A 13901-nucleotide genomic window follows, 5' to 3' on the forward strand; every position below is an offset into this window, starting at 1 on the left:
CTTTTTCAAGGAATTAGCTTACAAGCGAATATGCTTCAAGTTTCTAACGATCCTTTTAAAGAGGCAAGGAACTTTATACACCATGATAATAAGGAAGAAGCATTAAAAGCACTCCAAGAACTCGCTATTAGGGCAGAAGAGGAGGACAATATGCAATTGCTTTTAGATACGTACCATCAATTTTCTTTGTTATATCTAGAGTTAGAAGATTTAGAGACTACTCTTTTTTATTGGGATAGAGCCGGAGTATTACTAAAAACAACCGAATACCCTTATGGTGATGCCGTACATAATTACATAAACGCCGTGTTGTTGTATAGGTCTGATAATAATTTTCAGGCCATGAGAGAATTAAACGAAGTAAAGAGGTTAACCAACGATAAAAACTTACTTAACCGTATTTTACTGGCCGAAGCCGACATATACCTTAAACTAGACAAGTTTGAAGATGCCAAAACCAATTATAATGCCCTTTTAGTTAATTCTGATAATCTTGAACGTAGCTTTTTGGCAACCAAGGCAAATCTAGGTCTTGCAAGGCTACACAAGAAATTAGAAGATTTAGAAAGTGCGCAGAAGCATGGAGAGGCGGCAATGGAAATAGCGCTTAAAAATCAATATTTTAGGGAAATTGACAAAGCGAGTCGTTTTTTGGCCAAAAACTATGAAGAGCTAGAGGATTACGAGAGTGCTTTAAAGTTCAATAAACAAATATTGAATTTAAGAGACTCCATCTACAATTTAAATCGTTTAGAGGCCCAAAATAAAAAAGCGAATCAGATTAAATTTGACCAGTTTGCAAAAACCTTAGAAGATTTAGAAGGTAAAAATGAAGAATTAAGTGCGTCTGCAAACCGATCTGAGATTACCGCTATACTAACATCTGCCTTTTTAACCATCATTTCTATTTTAGCCGTATCGTTATATAGAAACAATCAAATAAAACTAAAAACCAACGATTTACTGCAGACCAAAAACAGTGAACTAGAAATTGCCAGAGACGCTGCGGTAACCGCTATGGAGGCCAAAATGAATTTTTTAAGCACCGTTACCCACGAGCTTAGAACGCCGCTATACGCGGTAACCGGTTTAACCCATCTGCTCTTGGAAGAAAACCCTGCAGAGCATCAAAAAGAACATTTAAAATCACTCAAATTTTCTGGCGATTATTTATTGAATTTCATCAATGATATTCTACAAATAAATAAGATAGATGCCGAAAAACTTGAACCTTTAAACATCGATTTTAAATTAACCAAGGTTATAAACGATGTTATAGATTCTTTACAACAAAATGCAAAAGATTCTAAGACCAGCCTAGTGGTTAACATTGATAAAAATATACCTCCTACCTTATTGGGAGATCCGTTGAAACTGTCTCAAATTTTCATGAACCTTGTTGGCAACGCCTTAAAATTCACCAAAAACGGAACGGTAACCGTAACCGCCAAATTAAAAGACCACACTGCGGACCAGGTAACCATCTATTTTGCCGTAAGCGACACGGGTATTGGAATTTCTGAAGAACAACAAAAGAATATTTTTGACAGTTTTGAACAAGGCTCCATACAAATAAACCGTGAATATGGTGGTACCGGGTTAGGATTAACAATTGTAAAAAGTCTGCTGGGCTTATTCGATAGTAAAATTAATTTAAATAGCGCTGTTGGAGAAGGCAGTACGTTCTTCTTTGATTTGGATTTTAAAGTGAAAGAAACCTACGAGGAAGAACTTACTTTTGAGCCATCTGTAGATGATTATAATTTTGAAGGCCTACATGTATTAGTTGTAGAAGACAATAAAATAAACCAAGTAATCACTAAAAAAATGCTCAATAAAAAGGGTATTAGCTGTGATATTGCCAACAACGGAAATGAAGCTATTGACGCAGCTAAAGCGAATGAGTATGCGGTTATTTTAATGGATATTCATATGCCAGGTATTAGCGGTACGGAGGCCACTAAACAAATACGAAAATTCAACACCCAAATACCAATTATTGCTTTAACCGCAATCTCCATGGAAGACAGCTTGGACGAATTCTTTGAAGCAGGCTGTAATGCCGTAGTAACCAAACCGTTTAAACCTGAGGTTTTCTACACCAAAATAGGCGAAAACGTATTTGGTTCCCAAACCACAACTAATTCTTAGGCTTTAGCCTTAACCAGTTTTAAAAGTGTTTCTGCTCCATCATCAAAAAATTGATGCTTAACCGGCAAATAATACAACGTATCCAATTTACCTTCTAGCCTTACGTAATCTTTTTCAGTAGTAAGTACAAATGGTTTTTTAGCCAGTTCTTTCAATTCTGAGGCGGTAAAATTATGATGGTCCTTATAGGCTAAATGCTCAAACTTAATGCCCTGGGCTCGTAAATATGCTACTAGAGGTTTTGGATTGGCAATACCCGTAACTAAAGTAATTTGCTTATTTTTTAAATCTACGAGTGCAAGATTATCATCTTTGGTATATACGGTTTCGTCATAGGCCAAAAAAGAGAAAAATATATGTTGATTTGGATGTTTCTTTAACCGATGTTCCATTTTCATTCTAACTTCAACCGCTAAATCCATTGGACATTTGGTAACAACCATACAATCCGCTCTTTTAGAAGCACTTTTACTATCTCTTAGATTGCCGGTAGGCAAATACCAATCATTGATAAAAGGATTTTCATATGTGGTTAACAAAATAGAAAAGCTTGGTGTAACTTTCCTGTGCTGAAAAGCATCGTCTAAAAGTATAAGTTCTGGCTGTAATGTTGCTTCTAATTGCTGAATTCCGTTTTGCCTATCAGCATCTACGGCAACTGTTAAATTTTTAAATTTTTTATGCAATTGAAAAGGTTCGTCTCCTAATTGAGTTACCGTAGTGTTTTCCGTAGCTAGTACATACCCTTTAGATTGCCTACGATAGCCCCTACTTAAGACCGCTAGTTTAAATTGATGTTGTAAACCGTTGACCAAAAATTCTATCATAGGGGTTTTACCCGTTCCGCCTACGCTTAAATTACCAACGCACACCAAAGGTGTACTATAGCTTTTACTTTTGAACCAACCTAAATTATAAAATTGGTTTCTAAACCACACAACAAGCCCATAAACCAAGGAGACGGGAAATAATATTTTACGTAGTAACCACACAACAGCGAATTTATAATATTTTATCTTAGAGCTTTAAAATTTACCCATGACAATAAAAGAAGTTACTACTGTATTGGAAGAATTAGCACCACTACAACATGCAGAAGATTTTGACAATGTAGGGTTATTGATTGGAAATCCTACAAACAAGGTAACGGGTGTTTTGGTTACGCTAGACACGCTAGAAAATGTTGTAGACGAGGCTATAGCTAAAAAATGCAATCTTATTGTTAGTTTTCATCCCATCATTTTTAAGGGCCTAAAAAAAATCACGGGAAAAAACTATGTAGAGCGGGTAGTACTAAAAGCCATAGAAAACCAAATAGCTATTTACAGCATGCACACTGCCTTGGACAATAATCCGTTGGGCGTAAACGCAAAAATATGTGAAGTACTTGGGATTAAAAACCCTAAGATTCTAATACCTAAAAGCGGAGTTATAAAAAAACTTACCACTTATGTTCCTAACACCCATCTAGAAAATCTTAGGAATGCACTTTTTGATGCAGGGGCAGGAAATATCGGCAATTATACCAATTGCAGTTTTAGCGTAGAAGGCATGGGTAGTTTTAAAGCGGGTTTAAAAGCCCAACCAACAATAGGAGAAGTTGGCAAGACGCATTTTGAAAACGAAAGCAAACTTAGCATGACTTTTGACCCTATTTTTCAAAATCAGATACTAGCTACCTTATTTAAAACCCATCCTTATGAAGAAGTTGCCTATGAGCTAGTAAGTTTAGAAAATGTAAACCAGAACTTAGGTATGGGTATGATTGGTAAATTAGAAAAACCTGTAAATGCAAAAGATTTTTTAGACTTTTTAAAACAAACTATGAAAGTATCTGTTGTACGCCATAGCGAGTTAATTGATAAAAAGATAGAAAAGGTAGCGGTTTTAGGTGGTAGCGGGGCTTTTGCCATAGATGCCGCAAAACAAGCCGGAGCAGATATTTACGTAACTGCAGACGTAAAATATCATGAGTTTTACCAAGCTGAAAAAAAGCTAATCATAGCAGATATTGGACACTATGAAACAGAGCAGTTTACAAAAAACCTTTTAGTACAATATCTTAACGAAAAAATTCCTAATTTTGCGGTCACTTTATCGGAGAGTATTACTAATCCCATCAAGTATTATTAAAAATTTATGGCTACAAAAACTGAGACAACCGTAGAAGAAAAACTAAGGGCATTATATGACCTACAACTTATAGATTCTAGGGTTGATGAAATAAGGAACGTTCGTGGCGAACTACCTTTAGAGGTCGAAGATCTAGAAGACGAGGTGTTGGGACTTAAAACCCGTATAGACAAGTTAAAGTCTGATATTGAGACGGTTAATTTTGAAATTACGGCCAAAAAGAATTTGATTGAAGAAGCGAAAGCTTTAATCAAAAAATACAGCGAGCAACAGAAGAACGTTCGTAACAGTAGAGAATTTAATTCTTTGACCAAAGAGGTTGAGTTTCAAGAATTGGAAATTCAATTAGCGGAGAAGAACATAAAAGAGTTCAAAGCGCAAATTGAGCAGAAAAAAGAGGTAATTTCTAAAACCAAAGAGGTTTTAACAGAAAGAGACAACCATCTTAAGCACAAGAAAAGTGAGTTGGATGCCATTTTAGCTGAAACAGAAAAAGAAGAATCTGCCTTACTTAAAAAATCTGAAGAATTTGAATCTAAGATTGAAGAAAGACTTATTAAAGCCTACAAACGTATTAGAAATAACGTTAAAAACGGCTTGGCAGTTGTACCTGTAGAACGTGGTGCTTCTGGTGGTTCTTTCTTTACCATACCACCTCAGGTACAGGTAGAAATTGCTTCAAGAAAAAAGATTATTTCTGACGAGCACAGTGGTAGAATTTTAGTTGACCCTGTTTTAGCAGAAGAAGAAACAGAAAAGATGCAAAAGCTTTTTACTAAACTTTCTAAATAAAGTTTAGTCCATCAAATAAAAAAGCCTTCTTCACAGAAGGCTTTTTTTATGCTTACTCTTGTTAAAAACTAGAGATAGCTTAATATCTTATCTTCTACTTCCTTAGAATCCCATTTGCTTTCAATTCCTGGCATTTTCATAACCTCTTTCATAATACGCTCTTGTTCATCTCCTATATGCAGGGCATCTGCATAGGGTTTATCCGAAAAAGTAACCCTACTGTAAACCGGAATCCACTTATCTGGATGGTTTTTAGCAAAATGCTTCTCTATTTTCTTTTGTAAAAGAAAATTTGGGTCTGCCGTTTTCTTGCTCATTTCTATAAAGTTTCTATAGCTAAGTTCGGCAATTGCATCCGTATTGGGTTTTCGTTCTTTTTCATACGCTTTAAAGACCGCTTCCCAATCATCACCTAATTCTTCCATTAATTGGTTAAGTACAAAGATATCCTCAAATCCGGCATTCATACCTTGACCGTAAAAAGGCACAATAGCATGTGCAGAATCGCCAACCAAGGCCACCTTATCCCAGTAGGTCCATGGAAAACATTTCATGGTTACCATGGCACTGGTAGGGTTTTTAAAAAAATCCATGGTTAAATCTTCTATTTCTTTTCTAACATTTGGAAAGTACTCCTTAAAAAAATCTTTGGCCTTTTCTTCCGTAGTAAGAGTTTCAAAAGACACCTCACCCTCAAAAGGCAAAAATAAGGTACAGGTAAAACTACCATCCAAATTGGGCATGGCAATCAACATAAACTTGCCTCTAGGCCAGATATGAAATGAATTTTTATCTAACTTATGATTACCATTTTCATCTGGAGCAATAGTTAGCTCTTTATAACCCACATCAATAAAATCCTGTGAATAATCGAACCTACTTCTACGCTGCATCTTATGCCTTACCCTAGAAAAAGCACCATCACAACCAAAAATATGGTCAAAAGCATACGCCTTCCATTCGCTTTTCTCGGTTTCCCCGGTATAAATTTTAGCTTCGGGCAAGTTAACGTCCCAAACCTTCTCATTGAATTTAAATTCAACTCCGGCCGCTTCTGCCAAGTCAATCATCCTTCTGTTTAGGACACCTCTAGAGATAGACCAAATTGCTTCACCTTCTTTACCATACTTTTGAAAATAAACCGGCTGATCATTTACGTGCATGGCTCTTTGATACAGGGGTATCGCAATTTTTTTTATCTCATCTTCCAAGCCAACTGCATTTAATGCATTCCATCCACGATTGCTCATAGCTAAATTAATAGACCTACCAGAAAACTCAATGGTCCTAATATCTGGCCTGCGATCAAAGACCGTAACCTTATGCCCTTTTTTTATTAAGTATATAGACAGTAAAGATCCTACTAAACCAGAGCCTATAATTGCTACATCCCTATTTTTCATTATCCGCTAATTGCAGTACTAGATTAATTAATTGTTAAAAGTAAGAACTATTAACCACATGTTACGTTAAATGGCAACTTATTTTGTTTAATGTTTATTATTTTTGATTAAACATTTTTAATGCATAAAAAAGTTTACTTACCAGAGAAAATTTGTCCTGTATGTAATCGTCCGTTTAAGTGGCGTAAAAAGTGGGAACGAAATTGGGAACATGTACTGTACTGCAGCGAAAAATGTAGAAAAAACAAATAGTTTGAAAGACAGCGCTATCATTTGGTTTGGAAATAACTTACGAACCCAAGACAATAAGACATTATTAGAAGCCAGTAAACACGAGCGGTTAATCGCGGTTTACACCATTAACCCCAATTTATTAAAAAAGAACAACTTTGGGTTCACCAAATTAGGAAAATACCGTGCTAAGTTTCTTCTAGAAAGTTTAAGGGATTTAAAAGAGCAATTAAAAACCTACAACATTTCTTTAATTTGCCACATAGCTTCGCCAGGGCAATTGCTACCTGAATTGATAAAAAAGCATCAAGTAAATACGCTTTATCTGCAGGAAGAATGGACGCAAGAGGAGAAAGATGAACTTACGGAAGTTGTAAAAAGCGCTCCTGAAAGCTTAAATATTGTACAATTTAAAGACCAGTTTTTATACAATCCCGAGTCTATTCCATTTAAAGACTATTCCCAAATACCCGAAGTGTTTACTAACTTTAGAAAAAAGGTTGAGAAATATGCTCAAGTGAGTCCTTTACACGCAAAGCCAAATACGTTAGATAAAGACAACTTAATACTCACCACTAGATTACCAGACCTAGATGATCTTGGCTTAGTTGACTTTGAAATAGACCCAAGAAGCGCATTTCCGTTTAAAGGAGGTAGCCAAAATGCCCATGAAAGACTTCACTATTATTTATGGGAATCTAATGCAATAGCTAAATACAAAGAAACACGTAATGGCTTGGTTGGCACAGATTATTCTTCCAAATTAAGCGCGTGGCTTGCAAATGGAAGTATCTCTGCACGAGAAATCTTTTGGGCGATAAAAAACTTTGAAAAAGAAAGAACCAAAAATCAAAGCACCTATTGGTTAATTTTTGAGTTGCTCTGGCGCGATTATTTTAAATACATAAGTCTAAAACATGTAAACAATATTTTTCAATTAGGTGGTATTTTAAATAGATCGTATGATTGGAATCTGGATAAAAGAACTCTTGACAAATGGATTAATGGAAATACTAAAGAACCTTTCGTAAATGCCAACATGAAAGAACTTGCCCAAACCGGATTCATGAGTAACAGAGGTAGACAAAATGTAGCCAGTTATTGGGCAAAAAGTTTGTTACAAGATTGGCGCTATGGCGCGGCCTACTTTGAAGAAGTGTTAATTGATTATGATGTGCATAGCAATTGGTGTAATTGGTTATATGTTTCAGGAGTGGGCAACGATCCCCGAGATAGAAAGTTTAACATAGCCCTACAAGCGGATCGATACGATCCCAAAAAAGCATACCAAAACCAGTGGAATTGAAGTTATGAAGACCTTACGATTAATTTTAGGAGACCAATTAAACCATAAACATAGCTGGTTTAAAGACAAGGACTCCAATAGTATCTATTTAATGGCAGAAATGCGCCAAGAAACGGACTATGTAAAGCATCACATTCAAAAAGTAGTCGCTTTTTTCATGGCCATGCGCTCTTTTGCAGAAGAATTAGAAGATAAAGACCACACCGTGCTTTATTTTAAAATAAATGCTAAAAACAACCCGCAAGAATTATCAAAACTCATACAGCGAACCGTTACAGAAAACCATATAGAAAAGTTTGAATATCAGTTACCAGATGAGTATCGTCTAGACCAACAGCTAAAAGAAATATGCCAAAATTTAGACGTAGAAACCGCTGCTGTAGATAGCGAACATTTTTATACCGAGCGCCGCGAACTTGCCAATTTTTTTGAGGGAAAAAAGTCGCTGTTAATGGAAAGTTTCTATCGTATGATGCGAAAGAAACATGGTATACTTATGGCTTCAGACAACAATCCAGAAGGTGGCAAATGGAACTTTGACCAAAGTAATCGTAAAAAATGGCAGGGTAATCCAGAGATACCGCATGAAAGAGGTTTTAGAAAAGACGCCACCGCTATTTTAGAAGAGATAGAAGAAGCAGGTATTACCACCTTTGGTAATATACCTAACAACAATCTAAGCTGGCCAACCACAAGAGCGGACAGTCTTAAAGTATTAAACCATTTCTGTGATGAATTGTTGGTGCATTTTGGAGATTACCAAGACGCCTTACATACCACACAAAAATACCTATTCCATTCCAGGCTATCCTTTGCCATGAATAGTAAAATGCTATCTCCAAAAGAAGTAATAGACAAAGTGGTAGACACCTATTTGGAAAACAAGGACCACGTAGACATTAGCCAAGTAGAAGGCTTTGTAAGACAAATATTAGGATGGAGAGAGTACATGCGTGGTATTTATTGGAAAGAAATGCCTAATTACGCTACCTTAAATAAATTGAACAATACCAATAAACTACCCGAATTCTTTTGGACCGGAAAAACTAAAATGAATTGCCTTAAACATGCAATTGGGCAGAGTTTAGACGATGCATATGCACACCATATACAACGTTTAATGGTTATTGGTAATTATGCCTTATTAACGCAAATAGACCCCAATGAAGTAGATAAATGGTATTTAGGGGTTTACATAGATGCACTGGAATGGGTAGAAATTACCAATACTAGAGGCATGAGCCAATTTGCAGATGGCGGTATTGTAGCCACAAAACCCTATGTAAGTAGCGCTAATTACATAAATAAGATGGGCAATTATTGTAAAAATTGCTATTACAAGCATACCCAAAAAACTGGGGATGCCGCATGCCCGTTCAATTCGCTGTACTGGCATTTTTTAGATGAAAAAAAAGAATATTTTAAAGATAACCAGCGTATGGGAATGATGCTGAACTTGTTAAAGAAAAAGGATGCTAAGGAATTGGCTCAACTTAAAGCGCAGGCCCAACAGGTTATTGAAAATCCTGATAATTTTTAAAATAATTAACTAAAAACCAACGTCTTTGCTCGTATTAATGATCGTATATCTATAAAAATAACGCGGTAGCGACTATTTATAAAAAGACCTTCATAACTATTTATGAAGGTCTTTTCATTAATACTTATGAAGTGTTTCTATTCTAGAATACCGTCTACTATACCATATTCCAAAGATTCTTTGGCATCCATCCAATAATCACGGTCAAAATCTTTCATTACTTTTTCAAAAGTTTGTCCGCAATTATCCGCAAGAATATGTGCGCCAATTTCTTTGGTTTTAATAATTTCCCTTGCCTGTATTTCAATGTTAGAGGCTTGCCCTTGTGCACCTCCACTTGGTTGGTGTATCATAACCCTTGCATGTGGCTGTATAAAGCGTCTTCCTTTTTCCCCTACGGATAATAAAATTGAACCCATAGAAGCTGCCAAACCAGAACAAACGGTTGAAACCGGGCTTTTAATTTGTTTAATAGTATCATAAATAGCAAAACCAGAAGTAACATAACCTCCTGGGCTATTAATTATTAATTGTATTTCATCATTACTGATCATATCCAAATACAATAGCCTATCAACAACATGTTTTGCAGAATCGTCATTAACCATTCCCCACAAAAAAACTTTGCGCTCCTCTAATAACTTGGTTTGTATTTGTTCTTGTACTTTTCCTTTCTTGTCGCTCATATTTTTTATCTAAAAAAATGTCTTTCAAAATTAAATAAAATAATCGTGTTAACTACTAAACGAAAATATCTGTTTTCCTACAAATTCCTACAAGTATTCTTAGCCTAACCGTTAACCACAAAAAATCACTGGGCTACAACACTTTAATAATTGTTTTAACATTTAACCGTTAACAAATTTTGTGATTTTAACGAAATAAACAGCACAAACACCGTGTAATTTATCGATTGGGTCAAGGGCACTATAATTTTAGCCAAAATTGAAAGCCCAAATCAATTTACACAAGTATTAAACAAACTTAACCATATGCGAAATACATATATCGCTAAAAACTACATGCAGAAACTAATTGTTTTTGCAATACTTCTAAATTGTTTGCAATCTTCCTTAGTTGCGCAATTACAAACTCCATTTACACCCAGGTATTCAGAAACCATTAATGGTGATGTTACTATGATTGCCAATAATGTGCTTTCTAGAACCTCTAATGGAAATTACAACGGAGAGGATGGGAACCATAATTTTATGGATAATGTTTTTGTAGATATTGACTCGGATAATTCCACTTTTAATTCGTCCAATGCAGAATTTAAAAATCCATTACCTAGTGTAAGTTGTTATAATTTTAAAAAAGTACTGCTGTATTGGGCTGCTGCGGATAAAGAATATGAAACAACCAGAAGGGACACCATAGCAGGTACAGGCGGAGCAGAACCTAATTGGAATTTTAGACAAGTTAAACTACAACTACCTGGCGAAACAACATATAATACTATTAACGCGGATGAAGTGATTTTTAGAGGTAGGGATACTCATTTTGTAAACGATCCCTACGTTTGTGTAAAAGACATAACAGCAGAAGTAGATGCCTTGGCAAACCCTTTTGGTATTTACCAAATAGCCAATGTAAAAGCTACAGAAGGCAGGTTACAGTCCCATCTTAATAACAGAACAGGTACTTCTGGTGGTTGGCAAATTGTTTTTGTTTATGAAAACGAAACCTTAAACCTTAGAAATGTAACCCTTTTTGATGGCTATGTACATACTACACAAACCCAAGGTGAAACCGATTTTAACTTTTCTGGCTTTCAAACAGTACCTACTGGCAAAGTAAATGCCGACATCATTTTTGGAGCCTTAGAAGGTGACCGAGATATTACTGGAGACCGCTTTCAAATTTTAGATACCAGCAACCAATGGTTTGAGCTGACTGAAGGTACAGGTACCAATAAGGTACGTGATACCGCTAACTTTTTTAATAGTAGAATTACCTTAAAGAATACAGATTTTTTAGATAGAACACCCGCAAGCACCAATACATTGGGTTTTGATGCCGGGATTTTTGAGTTAAAAAACACGGCAAATACTATAATTGGTAACAACCAGACTTCGGCTAGATTAAAAATTACTTCTACCCAAGAAACCTACGGCGTTTACTTAACCGGACTAAGTATAGAAGTGTACGAGCCAAATGTTGGCTCTATGCAGTTAACCACAGAAGACAATGATACCTTTTTAGAAGCGGGTGATAATCCTATTTTGCGTTTAACGGTTAATAATACAGGTAATGACAACGTTAGAGACCTAGTTATAACAACTACTTTGCCAGAGCAAGTAGATTTTATCGGTGATAATGATAGCCCAGCAGGAACCAATTATAGTTTTAACGCAACCACCAGAGTCTTAACTATTGCCGTACCAGATGGCGCAACAGATATTACTTCTCCAAGTTATAACCTAGATTTTGAGGTACATGTAAAAGACCCCTGTCCTGGTTGTTTAGATAATTTTGCTTTACAGGCATCTGCAACTTATACCGGGGCTATTAACACCACAGAAAAGACAAGTGTAAGTTCTGGCTCGTTTGATGATTGTAATTTACCGAATCATGACCCAACCCAATTTACCATTAAACCAAATATTAGAGTTACGGATGGCGCTGCGGAAGAAGGTAATACCATTCCAATTAACATAACATCTAGTCATGTATTAAGCAACCCTGTAAGCTTTGAGGTTAGTTATAGCAATATCACTACTACAGATGATGATTATACCAGAACTACCAATATTACCATACCAGCCAATACTAGTTCTGCAACCGTAGGTATTGTTGCGGTAGATGATGATTGGGCTGAAGCCACAGAACAAACCTTTGAGGTGATTATTGGCAATCCAAGTAGTGATGTTACCCTTTTTGATGACAAAGGTATCGCAACCGTAATAGATACGGATGTAGCCTATATTGTTGGCGGCAATTTTAGTGCAACGGAAGGTGATGCAATTCAATACCGATTTTTCTTATCAACAGGTCAAAATTCAGATGGCCGTGCGTATGTGGGTATTGAAGATGAATATTTTTTAGATGCGCTATTTCAAGAAAAAGCGAATGCTACCAACCCAGCTACGGATGGGGCCGATTTTAATAGTTTTTCCACCACCGTATCTTTTCCTGCAGGTTCTATAGCAGGTACAGAACTATTTATTCCCGTACCTACTATAGATGATAACATTTTTGAACCAACCGAAGAGTTTGAAATTGTAAAATCTTACAATTCAGCAGAAAACAGCAAATACAGCATAAGCCCTAGGAGAGTACGTATAAATATGGAACGCAGCGTTTTACGTATTTTAGATAACGATAACTTTGCACCTGGACTCGGGGTTAGTGTAACCGATTTTGATGTACCAGAGAATGTGGGTACAGCAGAATTTATAGTTTCTTACAAAGGGCTTACTATCCAAAATGGTTTTACCGTAGACTACGAAGTTACCAACGGTTCGGCTACCAGACCTAATGATTATACTATTGATGCCAATGCATACACGGGAACGCTTACCTTCCCTGCCAATACGCGAAATGGAGATACCCAAACAGTTACGGTAAATATTATTGACGATTTGCTTTTAGAGCAAGCTGAAACATTGAATATAAGGCTATCAAATCCTTCTAACATCTTTATTCCAATGATAGATGTTAATGGTATAGGTACTATACAAGACAATGAAAATTTTGGTACTGGTGAAGGTTTAAATGCAGAAGGCTTCACAATTTTAGAAAACGTAGGCACAACCAACTTTACCATTCGTTATACTGGTCCTGATGTACAAGATGCTTTTGATGTAAATTATGTAATTGCCAATGGTACGGCTTCCACTCCAGCAGATTATACGGTAGCTAATGCTTCTGGCACTATTACATTCCCTGCGGGCACAAGAACTAATGATACCATTAACATTCCAGTTACTATTATTAATGATAATATAATTGAAGGTCAAGAACAACTTAGTTTAACGATAAGTACTCCTAATAGCAGTTTAGTTCCCATAAACGATGCCACCGCCAATGGTATCATCAATGATAATGACAGTACCGGTACGGAAGGTTTGTCCATTGTACAGACCGATGTTATCGTGACCGAAGGTGTGGGCGTTACCGCTACTTTTGATGTTACCCTTACCGGAGCGTATGCTGCTGGTTTCGACGTGGATTTCTCTACCGCTTTTGGTTCGGCAACCGCAACTGACTTTACCCCTATCACCAATGGAACTATTTCTTTCGCTGGTAATAATGGCGAGGTACAACAAATCGTGGTTTCTATTTTGGATGATGCCATCATCGAGCCGCAAGAAGCGTATACCGTTACCTTGAACAGCACTAC

The 13901-nt window shown here is 36.3% G+C and carries 10 protein-coding genes; 7 read left to right on the forward strand and 3 right to left on the reverse strand.

Annotated elements, in window-relative coordinates:
* The first annotated feature begins 30 nt into the window (after positions 1 to 30).
* Positions 31 to 2151 (forward strand): tetratricopeptide repeat-containing hybrid sensor histidine kinase/response regulator, encoded by a 2121-nt coding sequence (locus ACXAGS_RS14465; RefSeq protein ID WP_474907750.1) that lies wholly within the window; start codon positions 31 to 33, stop codon positions 2149 to 2151.
* On the opposite strand, the gene lpxK is transcribed toward ACXAGS_RS14465, so the two are convergent.
* The gene (lpxK, locus tag ACXAGS_RS14470; protein ID WP_474907751.1) at positions 2148 to 3143 is read right to left on the reverse strand and encodes a tetraacyldisaccharide 4'-kinase; all 996 of its coding nucleotides are present in this window, start codon (positions 3141 to 3143) and stop codon (positions 2148 to 2150) included. The genes ACXAGS_RS14465 and lpxK overlap by 4 nt on opposite strands.
* 46 nt (positions 3144 to 3189) lie before the next feature.
* Here lpxK and ACXAGS_RS14475 point away from each other — a divergent pair, with 46 nt between their 5' ends.
* Both ACXAGS_RS14475 and ACXAGS_RS14480 read left to right on the forward strand, forming a co-directional pair.
* Complete coding sequence (locus tag ACXAGS_RS14475) at positions 3190 to 4284, forward strand: Nif3-like dinuclear metal center hexameric protein (protein WP_474907752.1); 1095 nt, start codon at positions 3190 to 3192, stop codon at positions 4282 to 4284.
* A gap of 6 nt (positions 4285 to 4290) precedes the next feature.
* Positions 4291 to 5076: a zinc ribbon domain-containing protein gene (locus tag ACXAGS_RS14480; protein WP_010519893.1), complete on the forward strand. Its 786-nt coding sequence runs from the start codon at positions 4291 to 4293 to the stop codon at positions 5074 to 5076.
* Between the two features lie 68 nt (positions 5077 to 5144).
* Here the strand turns inward: ACXAGS_RS14480 and ACXAGS_RS14485 are convergent, their stop codons facing one another.
* Positions 5145 to 6479 carry an FAD-dependent oxidoreductase gene (locus ACXAGS_RS14485; RefSeq protein ID WP_474907754.1) on the reverse strand — a complete coding sequence of 445 codons (1335 nt, stop codon included), beginning with the start codon at positions 6477 to 6479 and terminating at the stop codon, positions 5145 to 5147.
* A 120-nt stretch (positions 6480 to 6599) separates the two neighbouring features.
* On the opposite strand from ACXAGS_RS14485, the gene ACXAGS_RS14490 reads away from it, so the two are divergent.
* Genes ACXAGS_RS14490 through ACXAGS_RS14500 form a run of 3 tightly spaced genes read left to right on the forward strand, consistent with a single transcriptional unit; the run spans position 6600 to position 9556 of the window.
* On the forward strand, positions 6600 to 6731 hold the full coding sequence (locus tag ACXAGS_RS14490) for a DUF2256 domain-containing protein (RefSeq protein WP_474907755.1): 132 nt from the start codon (positions 6600 to 6602) through the stop codon (positions 6729 to 6731).
* Between the two features lies 1 nt (position 6732).
* Positions 6733 to 8016, forward strand: coding sequence for a DASH family cryptochrome (locus tag ACXAGS_RS14495; RefSeq protein WP_474907756.1), 1284 nt, complete (start codon positions 6733 to 6735; stop codon positions 8014 to 8016).
* 4 nt (positions 8017 to 8020) lie between these two features.
* Positions 8021 to 9556, forward strand: a complete 1536-nt coding sequence (locus tag ACXAGS_RS14500) for a cryptochrome/photolyase family protein (protein WP_474907757.1) — start codon at positions 8021 to 8023, stop codon at positions 9554 to 9556.
* A gap of 137 nt (positions 9557 to 9693) precedes the next feature.
* Here ACXAGS_RS14500 and ACXAGS_RS14505 read toward each other — a convergent pair whose 3' ends face one another.
* The gene (locus ACXAGS_RS14505; protein ID WP_010518509.1) at positions 9694 to 10242 is read right to left on the reverse strand and encodes a ClpP family protease; all 549 of its coding nucleotides are present in this window, start codon (positions 10240 to 10242) and stop codon (positions 9694 to 9696) included.
* A 336-nt stretch (positions 10243 to 10578) separates the two neighbouring features.
* Here ACXAGS_RS14505 and ACXAGS_RS14510 point away from each other — a divergent pair.
* Positions 10579 to 13901 (forward strand): Calx-beta domain-containing protein (locus ACXAGS_RS14510; protein ID WP_474907759.1); only part of this gene is annotated, 3323 nt, incomplete at its 3' end.

The organism is Croceivirga sp. ABH4_376 (assembly GCF_056160685.1).